Source organism: Actinoplanes missouriensis 431 (assembly GCF_000284295.1).
Taxonomy (GTDB): Bacteria; Actinomycetota; Actinomycetes; order Mycobacteriales; family Micromonosporaceae; genus Actinoplanes; species Actinoplanes missouriensis.
The window spans coordinates 6475670-6495176 of sequence record NC_017093.1 but is presented as its reverse complement, the minus strand read 5'-3'; the positions used below and the strand labels follow the sequence as shown (position 1 = coordinate 6495176).

Sequence of the window (19507 nt, the reverse complement as noted above, 5' to 3'; positions counted from 1 at the left end):
GCCGACCGGCTGGCGAAGGTGAAAGCGCTGGTCGGCACGGGTGTGCCCGGTGGCTACTTCGACACCGAGGTGCGGCGGGTCTACGCCGGCTCGGATGAGGACCGGCGGGCGTTCCTGGCCTATGGGGCCGACATCGCGCGGGCCCGGGACGAGAAGAAGAACGTGGACTCGCGGGAGCGCGCCGCGGCGTTGCGGGAGCGGCTGCGGGTGTTCGCCGCGGCGGCGCCGGCCGGCACCCAGGTCAAGGCGGCGGCGGAGCAGGCCCTCGCCGGTGACGACCTGGCGGTGGCCGCGTTCTTCGCCACCGGATATGCGGCGGCGGCGAAGGCTGACGCGGCGGCCCGGGAGAAGCATCTGGCCGACCTCGAAGCGCGCAACAAGGCCCTCGAGGAGCTGTCGGATCTGGCCAAGCGGGCCCAGCGGGCCTCGCAGGCGCGGGCGCAGATGATGGTCGCGCACGGCGATGGGGTACGGGCGTTGCAGCGCTCCGCCAACGCGATGGGCGGGGCGGCGAACGCGGCGCGCAACAGTCAGCGGATCCTGGCCGGTGGCGGCAGTGTCGCGAGCAAGGCCGGTTCGCTGGCGATCGAGAAGCAGATCATCGCTGATCAGCTGCGGGCGGCGCAGACCGCGCTGTCTCAGGCGCAGGCCGCGGCGGCGGCGTCACAGGCGGCGGCGCAGACCTTGGACGAGACCGGCCTGACGTACGGGATCGAGTGGTCGGCGATCACCGTCGGCATGCGGGAGGCGGCGGTCGCCTCGGTCGGTGCGATCACGACCGCCGGGCACGCGGTGGACGCCACGATCGCCACGAACGCGGCGCAGGGTTCACAGGCGCAGGCCGAGGCACACGCCCGGCAGGCGGAGAAGTGGCGTCAGCACGCCGCGGATCACGCGGCTGCGGCGGCGAAGCTCGCTGCGGCGGCGAAGAAGCAGGCGGACGCGGCGAAGACGGCGGCGGCGCGGACGAAGACGGCCAAGGAACAGGCGCAGGCCGCCGAGGCCAAGGCCTGGGCCGAGGCGGAGAAGACCCGCCAGCAGCGGGTGATCGCCCAGGAGCAGGCAGCAGAGGCGGAGCGGAAGCGGCAGATCGCCGAAGCGGAACGTGCTGCGGCCGAGAAACATCGAGCGGAGGCGGAGAAGCAGGCCGCGATCGCGAAGAACGCCCGGGCCACAGCAGACGCGCAGGCCGCCGTCGCGAAACAGGCCCTGGAGAAGTCTGAGGCCGCTGGGCAAGCCGCTTCCAACGCCGACGACCGGGCATGGCAGCAGGAGGCCGTCGCGCGCGATGCGCGGGACCAGGCGATCGCGGCAGAACGGGACGAGCAGACCGCCAAAGCCAAGGCACAGGCACTACGGGCTGCCGCCGCGCAGGCCGAGACCGAGGAGGAGAAGCGGGAAGCGCAGGCGCAGGCCGACGAAGCCGACCGGCAGGCGGGCATCGCTGGAACCGCCGCACGCGCCGCCCGGTCCGCAGCCAACACCGCCAGTGGTGCGGCAGCGAACGCGCGTGCCTCCGCCGACCAGGCTGAGTACGCCGCCGACCGGGCGTGGGCTGCCGCTGAACAGGCCGAAGCCGCTGCTGCTGCCGCCGACGCGGCAGCGGACAAGGCCGAGTCGAGCGCGCGTGCGACCCATGCCGCCCGAGTACGAGCCGATGCCAAGGCCGCTGAGGCGGTTGCGCAGCAAGCCAAGGCGGCGGAGGCGGCGAACGCAGCACAGCGTCTGGCCGGGCAGTCCGCCGACGAGGCGGTACGGTCGCTCTGGGCGGCGGACCGGACGAAGTCGGAAGCGGACTCTGCCCGTAACGAGGCCGTGGCTGCCAGCGAGCAGGCGGAATCCGCGGTTCGAGCCGCCACCTCGGCGTCGACGTCGGCGGCCGGGATCGCTGAACCGGCTAACACTGCGATCGGCATGGTCAGCCCGTTCACGGGCGCTGACATCGACGCTGACTTCGTCGCCTGGGTGGCCGCGCAAGCAGAGGTGATCGGCGCCGAACAGGCCGCAGCCGCACGGGCCCGGGCTGACGAGGCGCTCGTCGCCGCGGAAAGAGCCGACGCCGCTGCGGATCGCGCGGCTGAGCAGGTGCGACCCGCCTACCTGTCGGCTGCGCAAGCGGCTCGATCCGCCGCCGCAGCCGCTGAATCAGCGGCTCAAGCCCGGCAATCCGCTGCCCAAGCAGCCGCAGATGCGGCGGCGGCGCGAACCGCAGCCGCCAGTGCCGCACGCGCCGACGTGCAGGCCCGTGCCGACGCGCAGGCGGCTCGCCAGTCGGCCAACGAGGCCGCCAGCGACGCGGCGATCGCCGGACGCAGCGCACAGGCGGCCCGTGACGCCGCCGACGCGGCCGACCGTGCCGCCACCTCCGCGGAGAAGGATGCGGCCGCGGCACGTGCTGCCGCCGACGCGGCCGAAGCGGACGCCGCCGACGCCCGCCAGGCTGCGGCGAGTGCACAGCAAGCTGCCGACAGCGCTGCGGTCGCTGCCGACCAGGCGTTACAGCACGCTGTCACCGCGCAACAGGCCGCCGACCGTGCCGAGGCGGCCGAACGAGAGCGCGCCGCGCAGGAACTCGCCGACGCCGTCGCCAACATCCCGCCGGAAGCCACCGGAACGGATCTGACGCAGTACCTCAACGCGAATGAGCTGGCGCAACTGCGTCAGGCCGAACAGGAAGCCGGGATGAGCGTCCTGGACTTCATCAAAGCCGAAGCCGAGGACCTGTTCTGGGACCTCTCCGGCGCCGGTGACCTCGTCTCCTGCATCCGTGACGGCAACGTCATCGCCTGCCTGTGGAGCCTGGTCAACCTGATCGGTGGAATCAAGGCGGTCCGTGCGGCCTGGAAGCTGGGCAAGCTGGTTCCGAAGCTGATCACGTTCCTGGACAAGGTCAAGGACGCGAAGAAACGGCGCGACGCACTGCGCGAACTGGCCCGTCGTAAGAAGAAGCTGAAAGACGACGAAGAGGAATGCAACCGAACGAACAGCTTCCTCCCAGGCACGCCGGTCCTGCTCGCCGATGGCACTACCGTGCCCATCGAACGGGTTCATGTGGGCGACCGAGTGCTCGCCACCGATCCGATCTCCGGTATCACCGCGGGTAGGCCTGTCACTGATGTCATCGTGGGTGAGGGGGCCAAGCAACTCGTCGACGTGACCATTGACGTGGATGGCGTTCACGGCAACCGAACCGCCGCCGTCACCGCGACCGAGAACCACCCGTTCTGGGTGGCCGCACTCGATGAGTGGATCGACGCCGGCCAGCTGGCACCACAGCAGTGGCTACGGACCAGCGCCGGCACCTACGTCCAGATCACGGCGATCTCGCATCACACCGCGACTACGCGGGTGCACAACCTCACCGTCGATGACCTGCACACGTACTACGTCGTCGCCGGCAACACTCCGGTCCTGGTCCACAACACCAACATCGACACCTGTCCGACCAGGTACGGTTCGGAACCCCTGAGCAAGAAGATCATTGAAGAGCGGGCGCAGTCGAAGGCGGACGCCAAAGCCCTGAAGATTGACCCGCAGACCGGCAAGGTGACTGTTGAGAAGTCCGTCTCGCGGAACATGGCGGCGGTACTACTCAAGGACGGCACCATCGAGGCCTTCATCAGCGACGGCAGCAACACCGTCGCGGGGCACGCGGAGCAGCAGGCCTACGCCAAGTACGGGGACAACATCAAGAAGATGTTCACCGAGCGGCAGCCTTGCGATCCCAACGGATGCCGGACGTTCTTCACCGGCATGGAATTCAGGATCTCGTGGAGCTTCGAATACAGCAAAACAGACAAGTCCAAGGAGAACGCCGCCCGTAAGGGCATCCGGAACGGCGTGAACAATTACTACAATCGAGGCATGACTTGGGAAGGACTCTGGTGATCACCAAAACCCGCCGCCTCCCCTCGGTGGACGCCCGGGATCTCGAGGGCTGGGCGGGCGTCGGCAACGTTCTCCGCCTGACGCCGGCGACGGTGGCCCGGTGGAGGGTCCCCGAGCAGGCACGGACACTGCTGGTCGATGTCGGGCTGCCCCGACTCGACACCAGGTTCATTCCCGATCCTCAGCATGGCGACGAGCCCGCGCTGCCCACGATGTACGTGATCGGCCGGGAACAGATCACCCCCAATCACGTGCACGAGGCGGGATGCACGGAATGTGGCTACTTCGGACTGCGAGAAGGATCCGGCGAAGTCGTGTACCGCTGGTTGCGCCACGACGGTGACCTGCTTGTCAACTCCTCCTTGCAACACTTCCTCTACTTCCTGCACAAGCAAGGCGCGGCCTCGGTCCGATACGAAGGAGTGAACGAGGAGAAGATGATGCGGCTGTACGAGCGTGTGGTGGCTCGCCTCGAAGCGCGGGATCCGCTTGCGCTCGGGGACGAGTCGAGCTTCTGGAAGGCCCGTTTCTCGCGCCTGTGGGGGTAAGCGGCATCCATGCCGTGGTGATCATCGCTGCGGAGGATGCCGGTCTGACGTCCGTCTCGTGAAGACGGACGTCAGACCGGCCCGTCCTATCTGGCTGGAAACCTCGAATCGGGCCCCTGTGCCGGTTTCGTTGGAGGTCGAGGGGGTCCCGGCCGACCGGGATCTGGACATGGCATCGGAGGCGTCGGCCCTCGCCGGTGGCGTTGCTGGGCAAAACACACGACGCATCAATGTAGCGTGGGTCACATCCGGAACAGGCGGTACACATGCGCAGCTTCGCCGGCAAGCTTGTCGATCTTCTAGGGGTTTCGGAGACCGCGGGCCCGTACTCGTGGGACGCCGCCGAGGCGGCGATCGACTCTGTGCTGCCATCGGATTACAAAGAGTTGATCGACGCTACAGGGGCGGTCATCGTTGATGATTGGCTCTGTCTATTCGGGCCGGAGAGGGGCAGCGCAATCTCAGACATCGCCCTTCTCGTGGAGGAACGCGAGCAGGCCTGGGGCGTTTTGCGCGAGTCCGGAGCGGAGCTTTCGGCGGGATACTTCACTGAAGGAAGTAGGCTGATTGCTTTCGGCGCGATTGAGGCGACTTACTTCTTCTGGCGTGCAGTGAGCGGTGCTGCGCCCGAGGAATGGAGTGTGGTGATAGTCGATGAAGACCTCGAAGGTTGGTGTGATCTCGATCTGTCGGCCACCGAGTGCGTCTATAAGGTTCTGGTCGGAGACATTCGGCTGGAGCCATTCGATGACCTGTTCGGTGGCGCAACGCACCAGGTGAGGCCGCTCGGGTCTTGATCGTCCCCTTTCGCCCTCCGACAAGGGATCGCGACCGTTGCGAGAATCCTTCGCCGATACGGGAAGCGCCGATACGGAAAGCGCGGTGCCGCTGACAGCGGAGCGCGACGGGCTTCCGCACCTCTGCGGAGTCCGCGGTGGGCGGGTAGAAGTAGGGCATGCATGTGCGTGCGGTCGTGACGCTTCTGGCTCTGGCGTTGTCCACGTTCGTCTATGTCACGGCGGAGACGCTGCCGGTCGGGCTGCTGCCGCTGATCGCCGACGATCTCGGGCGCACGATTCCGCAGATCGGGCTGCTGGTGACGGTCTACGGGTTCGTGGTGGTGCTCACCTCCGTACCCCTCACCAGAATCACCCACCGGGTCCCGCGTCGTCTGCTGCTCTGCGCCCTGCTCGCGGTCTTCGTGCTGGGCAACGCCGGGTCGGCGCTGGTGGACGGCTACGGGACGCTGATGGTCGCCCGCGTGGTCGTCGCGATGAGCCAGGCCGTCTTCTGGTCGGTGGTCACGCCGGCCGCCGCGGCGATGTTCGCGGCCCCGGCGCGGCCGCGGGCGCTCTCGGTGCTGTTCGCGGGGAGTTCGCTGGGCGCGCTTGCCGGTGTGCCGGCGGGCACCTGGCTCGGGCAGCAGACCAGCTGGCGGGCCGCGTTCCTGGCGCTCAGCGTCGTCGGTCTGCTGATCATGGTGGTGATCGTGACGCTGATGCCGCGGGCGCCGCAGGGCCGGGAGGAGACCGCGGTGGGCACCGCGCCGGACGCCGGGCGCTACTGGACGATCGTGGTCTACTCGGCGCTCGCGGTGGCCGGGTCGTTCACCGTTCTGACCTACATCAACCCGTTCCTCACCGAGGTCAGCGGGTTCAGCGAGTCGGCGGTGGGGCCGCTGCTGTTCGTCCGCGGCCTGGCCGGGCTGGCCGGTGTCCTCGCGGCCGCCTGGCTGGTGGCGCGCAACGGCTGGCTGACCATGACCGCGGTGATCGGCTCGCAGGCGGTCGCGCTCTTCGTCCAGTGGGCCTTCGGCACGTCGGCGGCCGCGTCGGTGGTCACTCTTGCTGCCGCCGGTTTCGCCTTGTCGGCGATGGCCTCCGCATTGGGGGTACGGGCGTTGGAGACCGCCCCGGGCAGCACCGACATGGCGACCGCCGGCACGTCGACCGCGTTCAACGTGGGGATCACCGCGGGGGCGCTGCTCGGCAGTGTGCTGATCCCGGCGTCCGGGGTGCGCAGTGTGGCGCTCGCCGGCGCGGTGCTCAGCCTGCTGGCCTTCCTGGTCGCCCTGCTGGAGCCGCGGTTCTCCACCCGCCGCCGGGAGGCGGCCCGCGCTCTCGTCGTCACCGGTCGATGACGTGGTGATCGCCACTCTTGTTGTTTGCCGATCGCCGACGGATGCTGTTGGTGAAAGTTCAACAACTTGGGGGGCGTCATGACGGTCACGCTGGACTTACCAGCCACGAGGGTGCGGACCCGGGTCTCGGTGCCACTGCGGTTCCCGGACGGATACGCCACCACCGCCGACGTCTTCACCTTCACCGGCCTGGTCGACGGCCGCGAACACCTCGCCCTGGGCCTCGGCCCGTGGCGGGCCGCCCTCGCCGCGGCCGCCGCCGGCGAGTCGGCGCCGCTGGTCCGGCCGCACAGCGAGTGCCTCACCGGGGACGTGTTCGGCAGCGAGCGCTGCGACTGCGGCCCTCAGCTGCGCGAGGCCGTCGAGCGGATCGCCGAGACCGGCGGTTTCCTGCTCTACCTCCGCCAGGAGGGCCGGGGGATCGGCCTCTACGCGAAGCTGGACGCCTACGCGCTGCAGGACACGGGGCTCGACACCTACCAGGCGAATCTGGCGCTCGGGCACGGCGAGGACGAACGGGACTACACACCCGCCGCGCAGATGCTGACCGCGCTCGGGGTAGAGGAGATCCGCTTGCTCAGCAACAACCCGGACAAGGCCGCGCAGCTCGCGGCGCTCGGCGTCCGGGTGGCCGAGCGGATCCCGACCGGGGTGCACCTGACCGGCTCGAACGCCCGGTACCTGACCGCGAAGCGGGACCACACCGCGCACACGCTCGACCTGCCGCTGGCCGGCTGAGATGAGCGCCACCGCCGTGCCCCGCACGGTCCACCCCGGCGCTGCCGGGCCCGGGCCGGCCGGCGCCGATCCCGCTGAAGCCGTGGCCACCGACGCCGACTGGATGCAGGCCGCCATCACGTTCTCCCTGCTCGCGCCGCGCGTCGACACCCGGTACGCGGTGGGCGCGATCGTCGTCGACTACGACGGCAGCATCCTGGCCACCGGGTACACCGGCGAGAACGACCCGCACGAGCACGCCGAAGAGGCGGCCCTCGCCAAGATCCTGCCGGGGACCGACCTGTCCCGCGCCACCGTCTACACCACCATGGAGCCCTGCACGACGCGCCGCTCCCGGCCGGCGTCCTGCACCCGCCTGGTGCTCGCCGCGGGGGTCGGCCGGGTGGTCCTCGCGCTTCGCGAGCCGCTGCTCTTCGCCGACTGCGACGGCGTGGACACCCTGCGCCTCGCCGGGGTCGACGTCGCCGAGCTGCCCGAACTGGCCGCCCAGGTTCGCGCCGTCAACGCGCACGTCCTCGCGCCCGGCCAGGCAGGATGACACCGTGGCCGAACCTCGCTGGCTGACCGACCCGGAGATGCGGACCTGGCTCAACGTCACCCAGGTCCTGATGCTGCTGCCGGCCGCGCTGGACCGGCAGCTGCGGGAGGACGCCGGGATCCCGCACGCGTACTACCAGATCCTCGCGACGCTGAGCGGCGCCGACGGTCGGTGCCTGCGGATGACCGACCTGGCCCGGGTGGTCGGCACCACGACCAGCCGGCTGTCGCACGCGGTGGCCAGCCTGGAACAGCGCGGCTGGGTGGAGCGGCAGGCCTGCCCGAGCGACAAGCGCGGCCAGGTCGCGCACCTCACCGAGGCCGGCTGGGAGACGCTGCGGGCGGCCGCGCCCGGACATGTCGAGGAGGTGCGCCGGCTGGTCTTCGACAATCTGGACCCGGAGGACATCGCCCAGCTGGGGGCGATCACGGCGAAGATGCTGCCGCCGCTGGCCGCGAGCTGATGTCAGGAACGGGCGCCGGGGGGCGTACCCGGGAAAGCTCTTGATCTTGATTTGTTTCTCGGCATAGCCCCGGTTCGTCGGTGAGTCCATGGGCGGGCACAATGGGAGGGTTGGTTGCCGTGGGACATCAGGAGGAACCGGTGGCGCTTCAGGAACGGCCGGCATCTCAGCGGCCGACAACGTGCGTGGTCGCCGTCGACGGCCCGTCCGGTTCGGGTAAGTCCACCGTTTCCCGGCGGCTCGCCGCGGCGGTCGACGGGGTCTACCTCGACACCGGCGCGATGTACCGGGCGATCACCTGGGCCGTGCTCCAGGGCGGCGCCGACCTCACCGACCCGGAGTCGATCGCCAAGATCGCGCTGGAGACCGAGCTGTCGATCGGCACCGACCCCGCCGCGCCGCATTTCGCCGCGAACGGTGTGAATGTCGACGCCCCGATCCGCGGGCCGGAGGTCACCGGCGCCGTCTCCGCTGTCGCCGCCGTGCCTGCCGTCCGCAAGCACCTGGTCGCGCTGCAGCAGGCGATCATCACCGCCCATCCGCGGATCATCGTCGAGGGCCGTGACATCGCGTCAGTGGTCGCCCCCGACGCGGATCTCAAGGTCTATCTGACCGCGTCCGCCGCCGCCCGCGCCGCCCGGCGCAGCGCCGAGGACGCCACTGACGTCGCCGCTACCGAGGCCGACCTGGCCCGCCGCGACAAGCTCGACTCCAGCCGCGCGGTCGACCCGCTGCGCCAGGCCTTCGACGCCATCGAGGTGGACACCACCGGGATGGGGATCGACGAGGTCGTGGCGCATCTGCTCGATCTGCTCAACAGCAAGGTAAGTAAGTGACTGATCTTCCCGCTGGTCTCGATCTCAACGACTTCGAGGGTGGGCTGGACTTCTCTGGTTCCGGCTCTTCTTCGGGGGATATTTCCGAATTTTCGGGACCTGTTCCGGTGGTCGCTGTGGTCGGCCGGCCGAACGTGGGCAAGTCGACCCTGGTCAACCGCATCATCGGGCGCCGCCAGGCGGTCGTGGAGGACGTCGCCGGGGTGACCCGGGACCGCGTGCCCTACGACGCGCAGTGGAGCGGCCGGCGATTCACCGTCGTCGACACCGGCGGCTGGGAGCCCGACGCCCGCGACCGGGCCCGCGCCATCGCCGACCAGGCCGAGATCGCGGTCCAGACCGCCGACGTGGTGATCTTCGTGGTCGACGTGACGGTGGGCGCCACCGACGTCGACGAGGCCGCCGTCAAGATGCTGCGCCGCAGCCACAAACCGGTGATCCTGGTCGCCAACAAGGCCGACAACCAGAACCTGGAACTCGAAGCCGTCTCGCTGTGGCAGCTCGGGCTCGGCGAGCCGTACCCGATCTCGGCCCTTCACGGCCGCGGCTCCGGCGACCTGCTCGACACCATCCTGAACGCGCTGCCACCCACCCCGCCCGTCGTCGAGGGCGGCCCCCGCGGCCCGCGCCGGGTCGCGCTCGTCGGCCGTCCCAACGTCGGCAAGTCCAGCCTGCTGAACCGTCTCGCCCGCGAGGAGCGCGCGGTCGTCGACTCGGTCGCCGGCACCACCGTCGACCCGGTCGACAGCCTGGTCGAGATGGACGGCGAGCTCTGGCAGTTCGTCGACACGGCCGGCCTGCGCAAGCGGGTCCACCAAGCATCGGGTACGGAGTATTACGCGTCCCTGCGCACCGCCGGCGCCGTCGAGGCCGCCGAGGTCGCCGTCGTCCTCCTGGACTCCGGCGAAGTGATCAGCGAGCAGGACCAGCGGGTCATCTCCCAGGTGATCGAGGCCGGCCGGGCGCTGGTGATCGCCTACAACAAGTGGGACCTGGTCGACGCCGACCGGCGGATCTTCCTCGACAAGGAGATCGACCGGGACATGAAACGGGTCGCCTGGGCCATCCGGGTGAACATCTCCGCCCGCACCGGCCGCGCCGTCGACAAGCTGGCGCCCGCCCTGCGCAAGGCCCTCTCCTCGTGGGAGCAGCGCATCCCCACCGGCGCGCTGAACCAATGGATCACCGCGCTGACCCAGGCCACGCCGCACCCGGTCCGCGGCGGTCGTGCCCCCCGAGTCCTGTTCGTGACCCAGGCCGGCGTCGCGCCACCCCGGTTCGTGCTGTTCACGACCGGCCCGTTCGACGCCGGGTACCTGCGGTTCATCGAGCGGAAGCTGCGCGAGGAGTTCGGCTTCGAGGGGACGCCGCTGGAACTCTCGGTGAAGCCCCGCAAGAAGCTGGGGCCAGGGGGGCGAGGGAAGGCCCATGGGTAGCGGTTGGTAAGCTTTAGGAGATGTCGCGCCGGGCTGATGTTCGGGGCGGGATCGGGCTGTAGCGCAGCTTGGTAGCGCACTTGACTGGGGGTCAAGGGGTCGCAGGTTCAAATCCTGTCAGCCCGACAGCGAGAGGGTCTCTGCAGGGCAGAGGCCCTCTTTTGTGATCTCGGCACGTCTTGCCGGGTCGAGCACGCCGACGGTAGACCGCTTGCCTCGGCTCGCTGATCTTCGCCGCCATGTTCCTGTTCGACTGCGGCCTCGGGCTGGGCACCGTGGCCACCTCAGCCGCGGCGCTCGCCGGCGTGCCGCCTGCGGACCTCGGCCCGGCCTCGGCGATGAACACCGCGGCGCGCCAGACCGGCGGTGGTCTAGGCGTCGCCGTCGCGTCCACGGTCACCTGGTCGCCGGGTTCCCGGCGGGTTCGCGACAGCTGTGGTCCTCGCCGGGCTCGGGCTTCTCATCACCGCCGTGCTGCCGCCCGCCCGCGCCGGGTGACCGGCGAGGTCCGGTGCGTCCGGCGGGACCCCGCTCCCACCGGACGTTCAGGGGGTCACCCGGCGTCGGCCCGGGCCACCTCGTCGGCCGGCCGGCGGGACCGGGTCGCCGGGCCCGCCGTCGCCGCCACCACCAGGAGCAGCGGCACCAGCGCGGCCAGAGTCCGCTGCAGTCCGAAGTGGTCGGCGAACCAGCCGATCGCGGCGGGCGCGAACAGGATGCCGGTGTACGTCAGCGTGGTGAACCGGGCCACCATGGCGGCCGCCCCGGCGTCGTCCCCGCGTCCGGCGCCGAGATGACCGACCACCCCGAACAGCACCGGCAGCGGTGTCGCCAGGCCGATGCCGGTGATCGCGAAACCGGCCACGCTGAGCGGCACCCACGGGCTGAGCACGGCGATCGCCACGCCCGCCGCTGCGGTCGCGGTGCCCACCTGCAGCAGCAGGGTCGCCGACGTACGTTCCTGCAACCGGTCACCGACGAGCCGGCCGGCGGTCTGCAACGCGGCGAACATGACATAGCCCAGACCGGCCGCGCCGAGCGACGCGCTCAGGTCCTCGTGCAGGTAGACGCCACTCCAGTCGGCCACCGCCGCCTCCACGGTGAGCACGATGCCGCCCATCACGCCGAACATCACCACGGGCAGGCTCCAGCCGGTGCGCCAGCCGGTCTGCCTGGTCTTCCCCGCCTCGCCGGAACCGGCCGGGACGGGCGAGCTGCGGTCCGCGGACGCGGGCAGCAGCGCCTGCGAGCAGACCACTGCCAGCGGGATCAGCAGGCAGGTGAGGAGCACGTAGTGCACGGTCCGGCTCGTGCCGATCTGCGCCGCGCCGGCGCCGAGCAGCGCGCCTGCGACGGAGCCGATGCTCCACGCCGCGTGACAGGTGTTCATGATCGGCCGGCCCAGCCGGCGTTCGACGGCGACCGCGTGCGCGTTCATCGTGACGTCGAGCATGCCGTGCACGGCGCCGAACGCGATCTGGACGAGCATCTGGGTCCAGAGGTTCGGCGCGGCGCCGATGCCGATCAGCAGCAGGGGCAGGGTCACCGTGGTGACCTGCACGATGGTCCGGCTTCCGGTACGCGCCACCAGCGTGCCGACGGTCTGCATGGCGATCACCGCGGCGACGCCGAACAGCGCCGACAGGGTGCCGAGCTGTCCCGGCGTCAGGTCCAGGTCGATCTTCAGTGACGGGGTCCGTACCGCCAGACTCGCGATCAGCAGACCGTTGGCGCCGAAGACTGTGGTTATCGCCCATCGGGCCCGTATCGTGGCCCGGTCCGTCGGCATCGTCTGCATGCCGGTTCCCCCTTCCGCCAGCGCCCTTCGCGGCGCCTGTCACAGACACGACGAGCGGGACCGCCAGCTTTCGACAGCCGGCGTCGGCGACGGGGCAGGTTCAGCGAAGGGACGGGCAGGTTCAGAGAGGGGACGGGCAGGTTCAGAGAGGGGACGGGCAGGTTCAGCGAAGGTGCGCGCGGACCTCCGCAAGCCGGCCACTCAGGAACGAGCGCTCGACGTCGTTGTCGGTGAGCGTCAGCGCCCCCTCGTACGCGGTGGCCGCCTCGGCCCAGCGCCGCAGCTGCCGCAGGAAGTCGGCGCGGGCGGCGCTGAGATAGCCGTACCTCGCGAGCGCCGGCTGCTCGAGCAACGGCGTCAGGGCCTCCAGGCCGGCCCTCGGCCCGTCGCGCATGCCGAGTGCGACCGCGCGGTTCAGCGCCACGACCGGTGACGGCCACAGCGACAGCAGTACGTCGTAGAGCCCGGTGATCTCGTTCCAGTCGGTCTCCGCCCAGCTCGGCGACTCGGCGTGCACCGCGGCGATCGCGGCCTGCACCGTGTACCGGCACGGCGGCTGCGCCTGCAGCGACTCGACCAGCAGCGCCACACCCTCCTCGATGCGTGCGGCGTCCCACCGGGTCCGGTCCTGGTCGGCGAGCAGGACGAGGCGCCCGTCGGCGGACACCCGCGCCTGGTCGCGCGCGTCGATGAGCAGCATCAGCGCCAGCAGGCCGGTGGCTGCCGCGTCGTGCGGCAGGAGCCGGTGCAGCAGCCGCCCCAGCCCGATCGCGCCGCCGGTGAGGTCGCGGCGGATCAGCGACTCCCCGACCGGCGCCGCGTGCCCGGTGGTGAACACCAGATGCACCACCTCGAGCACCGCTTCCACGCGTTCCGGCAGTTCCTCGGGAGCGGGCACCCGGTACGGGATCCGCGCCGCCCGGATCTTGTTCTTGGCCCTGGTGATCCGGGCTGCCATCGTGGTCTCCTGCACCAGGAAGGCGCGGGCCACCTCCGCCGTGGACAGGCCGCACAGCAGGCGCAGGGTCAGCGCCACCTGGGCGTCCCGGGAGAGTGCGGGGTGGCAGCAGGTGAAGATGAGCCGCAGCCGGTCGTCGGCGACGGGTGTCTCGGTGCCGCCCTCCGGTCCGGGCACCGCCTCGTCGACCACCAGCAGCGGCAGGGCCCGCCGGAACACCGACGCCCGGCGCATCTGGTCCCGGGCCCGGTTGCGCGCGACGGTGGTGAGCCAGGCGCCGGGCCGGGCCGGGATCCCGGCCCGGCTCCAGGTCTCCAGCGCCTGGGCGTACGCGTCCTGCGCGCACTCCTCGGCCAGGTCGAGATCGCGCGTGAAGTGCACCGTCGCGGCCAGAACGGCGGCCCACTCGTCGCGGTGCGCCCGCGTGAGGGCCCCGGCGACGTCGTCCGCCGAGGCACCCGCGGCTGGGCGCGGGTCGCTGTTCAGTTGACGTCCCGGACGGGCCGGACTTCCACCGCGCAGTGTGACCAGGTCAGCTCCGGCAGCTTCTGCGCCATCGCGATCGCCTGGTCCAGATCGGACGCCTCGATCACGTAGTAGCCGCCGAGCGCTTCCTTGGTCTCCAGGAACGGGCCGTCGGTAATGGTGGGCCGGCCACCGGAGTCGCCGCGCAGGGTGGTCGCCGTGGCGGTCGGCTCCAGCGGGTGACTGCTCAGGACGGCTGCCTCGCCGATCGCGGCGGCGAAGGCGGCGTGGCCGGCCTCCAGCCGCTCGCCCTCCTCCGGGGTCATCGACGCCCACTCCTGCTCGTTGCCGTAGATGAGGAGCATGTACTTGGCCATCTGTCATGTCCGATCGTCGGGGGCCTGGGCGACCCGGGCACTGATACGACGAACGAGCCGTCCGCCGATCGACACCCGGTCACCGTAGCGTGGCGCCCACGGGTGCGGCGCCGGTCATCGCCTTGCTTCAAGGCTGGATCGTTGCCCCGTCCAAGGCGTTGATGAGCGCGTCGTCCCGGCGAACCTCGAACCCGCGCTCGCACAGCGCTGCCACGATCGCTGGCTCCTGAGCGAGCGGGATCTCCATGTAGGGCCCGTTCAGTGTGGTGTCCGCCATCGTGCCGAACTGCTTCAGCAGGTCCTCGGGCAGCAACCGCATCGCCCGGCTCGCCATCATCGGGGGCCAGTCGCCGTCCTGGACCGCGCCCACCTTGTTGATGTCGAACGGCTCGTCGTCCTCCGCGTCGGTGTAGTCCCAGCCGGCCGGATTGTGGGAGACGTGGCGGGTCTCGATCCGGCGCGCCTCGCCGTAGGTCCGGGCGGCGGCGATGGCCTCGATCTCCCGGGCCTCCTGGGCGGCGGTGCTGTCGTCGGCGAACGCGAGGGTCTCGTGGTAGTCGAGGTAGCCGTAAACCAATTTGATCATGAAGATGGAGTCTCCGGTGTCTCGGCTGTGAGCCGGCTGTGGGCTGGTCAGCCCACGTGCGCCGGGAAGTTCGCCTTCGCCGTACGGCCGATCACCGTGGTGAAGGCGGCGTCTACTCCCGCGCCGACGAGTCCGCCCGCGATCGGGACTGCTTTGGCGAGGGTGATCACGGATCGCTGCGTTCCGTACTTGGCGAGGAGTGTGAAGCCCACCCGCTTGTTGATATGCCGGATCGCGGTGGCCGGAATCGCCTTGATGACCTGGGCGGTCAGTTTCGAACCGACCTGCACGCCGGCCCCGTGCAGCGAGCTCATCAGCGTCCCGCCGGCCGTCGTGAGCGTGATGATGCTCTGCACGTGCGGGTCCGCGATGTCGTAACCGCGGATGTGCGCGATCGCCCCGACGAGCCGTGCGTTGATCACCAATGCTCCCGCGACGTTCGCTGTGAGGGTGATGGGCATGGTGACGAGACCACCCAGGCCGGTGACGAAGCCGTTCGTCGACGACGCCATCACCGATTCAGTGATCAGGCGATCGATGGCCTGTTCCTCGGTGGCGCCCTTGCTGAGCCGGGCTTCCGCATAAGGGACCGAACCGATGATCGGGCCGACGCCGTCCCGGGTGACCTTGACGACCACGTCCTGGACGAAGCGGACCATCGCGTTCTCGTGAGTTTCGGGCGCGTCCATTGTTCCTATTCCTTGATCGGTACGGAGGGACTGTTGACGTGCTGGCGGGCGACTCTGAGACAGGCGCGCATCGTCTCCTCGGGCATTCCGTGAGCGGCGGCCATCACCCGGGTGGGGCTCTCTTCCCCGCGGCGCGTCAGGTCGTCATGAAGGTCGAGCAGCCCGCGGTGATAGCCCTGCCTGTCGCGGGGAAGCCGGGCCAGGCGTTTTTCCGTGTACCGGCGGACCATGGTCGCGTGCCCGCCGACGGAAAGGACCTCGTTGAACTCGTTCGTCATCTCGAGATCTCGGAGGTGTCGGTGACCTTGGCGGCGATCCGCATGGGTGTGGTGGCCGGAACCCTCACTTGAGCGTCACCGTCACGCCGCCGGAGAAGACCGAGTCGTGAAGTTCGAGTGAGGTCAGCTTGGTGCCGGCCGGTACGTCGAAGACGAGCTTGCCCTTGGCCGAGTTACCCGGGTTGATCTCGCTGAGGAGCAGCTGACTCTCGCCGTTGGCGTAGATTGCGGCGCTGGAGTCGACGGAGTACTCGACCTCCTTGGCGTCGAACGCCTTCTGCGCCGAGTCGGTGAAGGTCTGCGCCTCCTTGCCGATGTTCTTCACCTTGATGTCGATCAGGCAGTACTCGCCCTGGGCCTTCTGGCCGAGGAGGTCCGAGCCGACGTTCTCGACGCCGCACTTCATTTTGCTGACGGTGAACTCGAACTTCCCGTCCCGAACGGCGTCCCCGATGCCGGCGGCCTTCTTCTCTTCCTTCTTGTCCCCGGTCTTGGCGCTTTCGGTCTTCTCCTCAGTCACAGCCGCGGCGTCACCGCTGGTACCGGCCGCGTCGTCGCTGCTGGAGGCGCTGCCGCATCCGAGCAGAACGAGGGCTACGGCGCTACCAGCGATCCAGGGCCACGTCCGTGCCTTGCCGGCCGGGGAAGTCGCGCGGGCGGCCTGTTGGGGGTTCGACATCGAGATGCTCCAAAGACGTAGGAAAGCCGCTGCGGTAGTTCACCCGGCTGTGGCAACTATGGGAACACTCGTATGTCGGCATTGTCAACACAGTGTGCACTACGCCTTGTGAACGTCGCCCGGCATCTCACGTCGAGCGGTGATAGTCCTGCGTTGACAGTGTTATTGCGCCGCGAGTCTCTTCTTGTAGGGTCGGGCCGTGACCGTCGAGAACTCGGGTTCCAGCAGGCTCATCTCCTCCGCCGAGGTGGCACGCCTCGCCGGTGTGACCCGGGCCGCGGTGTCGAACTGGCGCCGGCGTCATCCCGACTTTCCCGAGCCCGTCGAGGGTGGACGTAACGCCCTCTTCGCGCTGACGGAGATCACCGACTGGCTGGATCGGCAGAAGAAGAGCTCCGACGTCTCCGACGAAGTCCTGGTCTGGCAGGACATGCGAGCGCTCTACGGCGACGACATGATCACCGGTGTGGCCGACATGGCCGAGATGCTCCTCGGCGGTTCGTCCGGGCGCCTGAGTGAGGAGACCAGGCTACGTGCCGAGGGCATGGCCGCTCAGGCGTCCGCGAGCGAGGTCATCGAAGCGTTCACGGAACGTCTGCACGCCGGCGGCAGTGCCCTGACCACCAGCAGGCTCGCGGCAGCGATCGCTCATCTCGCCGGTCCGGTGACCGGCACGGTGTTCGATCCCGCATGTGGCGCGGGATCCTTGCTGTTCGCTTGCGCCGGCGGGCCCGATATCCGAGCGGTCGGCCAGGAGATCAGCGAATCAGCCGCCAGGCTCGCCCGGGCGCGTGGCGCCCTGTGCGGCATCGAACCCGATATCAAGCTGGGGGACTCGCTACAGGCGGATGGCTGGCCGGGTCTGCAGGCCGACCTCGTCGTCTGCGACCCGCCGGTCGGTCTCACCGATTGGGGCAGAGATGGCCTGATGGTGGACACGCGCTGGGAATTCGGTTTGCCGACCAAGGCCGAGAGTGAACTCGCTTGGCTCCAGCATTGTTATTCTCACCTGGCGCCGAAGGGTAAACTTCTGATCGTGATGTCCCCGTCTGTGGCGTATCGCAGAGCGGGGCGACGAATTCGCACTGAACTGTTGCGTCGTGGGGTCCTCGAGCAAGTCGTCGCTTTACCGGCGGGGCTGGTCTCCTCGCATACGCAGCCGATGCATGTTTGGATTCTGAGACGACCACTTGAGTCAGAGAGATCCGCTCCGGTCGTCCGGATGGTTGACATGTCGGGAGCGGATCCGCAGCGACTCTCCGCCTTCGAGGCGGTGCGTGCGGTGGAGGTGCCCGTCATCGACCTCCTTGACGAGGACGTCGACCTCACGCCCGCTAGCCATCTGCTCAACAGATCAGAGCAGGCCGAGCAGTATGCCGAGGCGCGCGACGCTCTGATGCGACGTGTCGGCCGTCTGGCGGGAATGCTCCCCGATCTTTCTGCTGGATCTGCCGAGATCGAAGGTGCGTTGCTTCGTGTCTCTGATCTTGCTCGCGCTGGACTCGTTCTGGTGAATGACAATACGGCTACGTCGGCGAGTGATCAGATCGATACCGATTTCCTGCAAGGCTTTCTGAGCAGCGCTGCCAATGCGTCACGTAATACGAGCAGCAGTGGAACATACCGCGTCGATGTCAGGGGATCTCGCATTCCGCAGATGGGAATCGCGGAGCAGCGGAGTTACGGCGCGGCGTTCCGGGCTCTCGATGAGGCCGAGGCGACTCTGAAGGAGATCAACCGCCTGGGACTCGATGCCATCTCCCGTGCGCGCGAGGGGCTGACCTCCGGCACCCTGCGGCCGGATGGCGAGCGCTAAACTCAGTCGGGTGACAATGTCAACAGACACGATGCTTGATTGAGGTGCTCACGCTCGCTAGCCTGGGTGACGTCGCAGCGTCGAATGGACGATGGCGGAGGCGAGGTCCGTGTCGGCTCGGTGACCGCTACTCTGCGAAAGCTCAGACAGCGGGATATGTGACCGGACCTTGTTCACCCTCGCGCCAGCAGTAGAGGATCGACGCGCATGTTGCTGAATCAGGTCGGCGATTACCGCCTTTTCCGCCGGCTCGGCGCGGGCGGTATGGGGGATGTCTACCTCGGCGTTTCCGCCACGGCCGATCTGGCAGCCGTGAAGATGATCCACCATCACCTGCTCGACGATCCGTCGATCAAGCAGAGGTTCGCATCGGAGATCGAGAACCTCCGGACCATCTTCGGCTCGCGAGTGGCCCGGCTGGAGAACGCCGATCCGTACGCGGATCCGCCGTGGCTCGCCACCGAGTTCGTTCCCGGCCTCACTCTCCGGCAGTACGTCGAACAACATGGCACGCTGCCCCTGCACCTGGCCGCCATGGTCGGGGCGATGCTCGCCGAGGCGCTGGACAGGGTGCACGAGACCGGGCTCTTCCATCGCGACATCAAGCCGCAGAACATCATCCTGGGCGAGCATGGACCCGTGCTCATCGACTTCGGGCTCGCCGCCCTGACCGAGCGCGACGCGGCCGCTGCGCAGACCCAGACCGGCATGGTTGTCGGAACCCCGGCATACATGGCACCCGAGCAGGCCCGCGGTGAGAAGGATCTGTCCAAGGCCGTCGACGTGTACGGCCTCGGCGCCACCCTCGTCTTCGCCCTGGCCGGGCACACGCTTTTCCCGACGACACAGGGCGCGATCCTGTGGGTCGTCGGGAGTGGCAAGCAGCCACCGGACCTGACCGGCGTCGCACCGGAGATCACTTCCCTCGTCACGGAGATGATCGCGCACGATCCGCAAGCCCGGCCGGATCTCCGGAAAGTCAAGAAGGATCTTCTGCAGCTCGCGGCAGGGCCGGGCCGGTCGGTGATCGAGGTCCGTGCGGAGGTCAGCCGCAGCACCTACCACCCCACCCCGATCGAGGTTCCGCCGTCGCTCACCGACCCGTCGGCCGACCCGGAGAGCGACATCGAGAGCAGCACGCCGACGCCGCCTGACCCCGCCGACGCCACTCCGCGGGATGAGCAGCCCGCCGCCCTCCCCGCGGTGGACGTGACCTGGCTGATCGAGAAACTACGCCGGCAGTACGCACGCCGGGCGACATGGTGAGAAGGGCC

At 69.2% G+C, this 19507-nt stretch carries 18 protein-coding genes and 1 tRNA gene; 12 read left to right on the top strand and 7 right to left on the bottom strand.

All coding sequences use genetic code 11. From position 1 onward, the window contains the following. The first annotated feature begins 162 nt into the window (after nucleotides 1-162). The 10 genes from AMIS_RS44300 to AMIS_RS29700 all read left to right on the top strand — a co-directional run bounded on the left by AMIS_RS44300 (nucleotide 163) and on the right by AMIS_RS29700 (nucleotide 10713). Entirely contained in the window at nucleotides 163-3888 is a 3726-nt protein-coding gene (locus AMIS_RS44300) for a polymorphic toxin-type HINT domain-containing protein (protein ID WP_157435133.1), read from the top strand. Then, a complete protein-coding gene (locus AMIS_RS40940; RefSeq protein ID WP_014446149.1) occupies nucleotides 3885-4436 on the top strand; it encodes an SUKH-4 family immunity protein in 552 nt (183 codons plus the stop codon). Before AMIS_RS44300 ends, AMIS_RS40940 begins: the two co-directional genes overlap by 4 nt. Before the next feature lie 266 nt (nucleotides 4437-4702). Further along, nucleotides 4703-5233 carry a hypothetical protein gene (locus AMIS_RS29735; RefSeq protein WP_014446148.1) on the top strand — a complete coding sequence of 177 codons (531 nt, stop codon included), beginning with the start codon at nucleotides 4703-4705 and terminating at the stop codon, nucleotides 5231-5233. Nucleotides 5234-5391: 158 nt separating this feature from the next. Then, entirely contained in the window at nucleotides 5392-6576 is a 1185-nt protein-coding gene (locus AMIS_RS29730; protein WP_014446147.1) for an MFS transporter, read from the top strand. 78 nt (nucleotides 6577-6654) lie between these two features. Further along, nucleotides 6655-7314: a GTP cyclohydrolase II gene (locus tag AMIS_RS29725; protein ID WP_014446146.1), complete on the top strand. Its 660-nt coding sequence runs from the start codon at nucleotides 6655-6657 to the stop codon at nucleotides 7312-7314. A gap of 103 nt (nucleotides 7315-7417) precedes the next feature. Then, nucleotides 7418-7852, top strand: a complete 435-nt coding sequence (locus AMIS_RS29720; protein ID WP_197538177.1) for a deaminase — start codon at nucleotides 7418-7420, stop codon at nucleotides 7850-7852. Between the two features lie 4 nt (nucleotides 7853-7856). Then, nucleotides 7857-8315 (top strand): MarR family winged helix-turn-helix transcriptional regulator, encoded by a 459-nt coding sequence (locus tag AMIS_RS29715; RefSeq protein ID WP_014446144.1) that lies wholly within the window; start codon nucleotides 7857-7859, stop codon nucleotides 8313-8315. Between the two features lie 140 nt (nucleotides 8316-8455). Next, on the top strand, nucleotides 8456-9151 hold the full coding sequence (gene cmk, locus AMIS_RS29710) for a (d)CMP kinase (RefSeq protein ID WP_041830144.1): 696 nt from the start codon (nucleotides 8456-8458) through the stop codon (nucleotides 9149-9151). Nucleotides 9152-9195: 44 nt separating this feature from the next. Continuing rightward, on the top strand, nucleotides 9196-10587 hold the full coding sequence (gene der, locus AMIS_RS29705) for a ribosome biogenesis GTPase Der (RefSeq protein WP_051042594.1): 1392 nt from the start codon (nucleotides 9196-9198) through the stop codon (nucleotides 10585-10587). Between the two features lie 52 nt (nucleotides 10588-10639). Then, nucleotides 10640-10713 (top strand) — tRNA-Pro (locus AMIS_RS29700). Between the two features lie 427 nt (nucleotides 10714-11140). Here the strand turns inward: AMIS_RS29700 and AMIS_RS40935 are convergent. The 7 genes from AMIS_RS40935 to AMIS_RS29665 all read right to left on the bottom strand — a co-directional run bounded on the left by AMIS_RS40935 (nucleotide 11141) and on the right by AMIS_RS29665 (nucleotide 16417). Further along, nucleotides 11141-12385, bottom strand: coding sequence for an MFS transporter (locus tag AMIS_RS40935; RefSeq protein WP_014446141.1), 1245 nt, complete (start codon nucleotides 12383-12385; stop codon nucleotides 11141-11143). Nucleotides 12386-12548: 163 nt separating this feature from the next. Next, the gene (locus AMIS_RS29690) at nucleotides 12549-13829 is read right to left on the bottom strand and encodes an RNA polymerase sigma factor (RefSeq protein WP_014446140.1); all 1281 of its coding nucleotides are present in this window, start codon (nucleotides 13827-13829) and stop codon (nucleotides 12549-12551) included. After that, a complete protein-coding gene (locus AMIS_RS43020; RefSeq protein WP_014446139.1) occupies nucleotides 13826-14185 on the bottom strand; it encodes a YciI family protein in 360 nt (119 codons plus the stop codon). The genes AMIS_RS29690 and AMIS_RS43020 overlap by 4 nt, the downstream gene beginning before the upstream one ends. Before the next feature lie 127 nt (nucleotides 14186-14312). Beyond that, a complete protein-coding gene (locus tag AMIS_RS29680; protein ID WP_014446138.1) occupies nucleotides 14313-14771 on the bottom strand; it encodes a hypothetical protein in 459 nt (152 codons plus the stop codon). Nucleotides 14772-14818: 47 nt separating this feature from the next. After that, entirely contained in the window at nucleotides 14819-15460 is a 642-nt protein-coding gene (locus AMIS_RS29675) for an EcsC family protein (protein ID WP_014446137.1), read from the bottom strand. 5 nt (nucleotides 15461-15465) lie between these two features. Beyond that, the gene (locus AMIS_RS29670) at nucleotides 15466-15738 is read right to left on the bottom strand and encodes a hypothetical protein (RefSeq protein ID WP_014446136.1); all 273 of its coding nucleotides are present in this window, start codon (nucleotides 15736-15738) and stop codon (nucleotides 15466-15468) included. 64 nt (nucleotides 15739-15802) lie between these two features. Next, on the bottom strand, nucleotides 15803-16417 hold the full coding sequence (locus AMIS_RS29665; RefSeq protein ID WP_014446135.1) for a DUF4352 domain-containing protein: 615 nt from the start codon (nucleotides 16415-16417) through the stop codon (nucleotides 15803-15805). Between the two features lie 199 nt (nucleotides 16418-16616). Between AMIS_RS29665 and AMIS_RS29660 the strand changes: the two genes are divergently transcribed. Both AMIS_RS29660 and AMIS_RS29655 read left to right on the top strand, forming a co-directional pair. Next, entirely contained in the window at nucleotides 16617-18233 is a 1617-nt protein-coding gene (locus AMIS_RS29660) for an N-6 DNA methylase (protein WP_014446134.1), read from the top strand. A 207-nt stretch (nucleotides 18234-18440) separates the two neighbouring features. Then, entirely contained in the window at nucleotides 18441-19499 is a 1059-nt protein-coding gene (locus AMIS_RS29655) for a serine/threonine-protein kinase (protein WP_014446133.1), read from the top strand. Nucleotides 19500-19507: the final 8 nt, after the last annotated feature.

Excerpts from the sequence above, each read along its gene's own strand:
- AMIS_RS29720 (WP_197538177.1), top strand. The coding sequence starts at position 7,418 with ATGCAGGCCGCCATCACGTTCTCCCTGCTCGCGCCGCGCGTCGACACC.
- AMIS_RS43020 (WP_014446139.1), bottom strand. The coding sequence starts at position 14,185 with ATGGCCAAGTACATGCTCCTCATCTACGGCAACGAGCAGGAGTGGGCG.
- AMIS_RS29665 (WP_014446135.1), bottom strand. The coding sequence starts at position 16,417 with ATGTCGAACCCCCAACAGGCCGCCCGCGCGACTTCCCCGGCCGGCAAG.
- AMIS_RS29725 (WP_014446146.1), top strand. The coding sequence starts at position 6,655 with ATGACGGTCACGCTGGACTTACCAGCCACGAGGGTGCGGACCCGGGTC.
- AMIS_RS29670 (WP_014446136.1), bottom strand. The coding sequence starts at position 15,738 with ATGACGAACGAGTTCAACGAGGTCCTTTCCGTCGGCGGGCACGCGACC.
- AMIS_RS29730 (WP_014446147.1), top strand. The coding sequence starts at position 5,392 with ATGCATGTGCGTGCGGTCGTGACGCTTCTGGCTCTGGCGTTGTCCACG.
- AMIS_RS29735 (WP_014446148.1), top strand. The coding sequence starts at position 4,703 with ATGCGCAGCTTCGCCGGCAAGCTTGTCGATCTTCTAGGGGTTTCGGAG.
- AMIS_RS29655 (WP_014446133.1), top strand. The coding sequence starts at position 18,441 with ATGTTGCTGAATCAGGTCGGCGATTACCGCCTTTTCCGCCGGCTCGGC.
- AMIS_RS40935 (WP_014446141.1), bottom strand. The coding sequence starts at position 12,385 with ATGCAGACGATGCCGACGGACCGGGCCACGATACGGGCCCGATGGGCG.
- AMIS_RS29675 (WP_014446137.1), bottom strand. The coding sequence starts at position 15,460 with ATGGACGCGCCCGAAACTCACGAGAACGCGATGGTCCGCTTCGTCCAG.
- AMIS_RS29680 (WP_014446138.1), bottom strand. The coding sequence starts at position 14,771 with ATGATCAAATTGGTTTACGGCTACCTCGACTACCACGAGACCCTCGCG.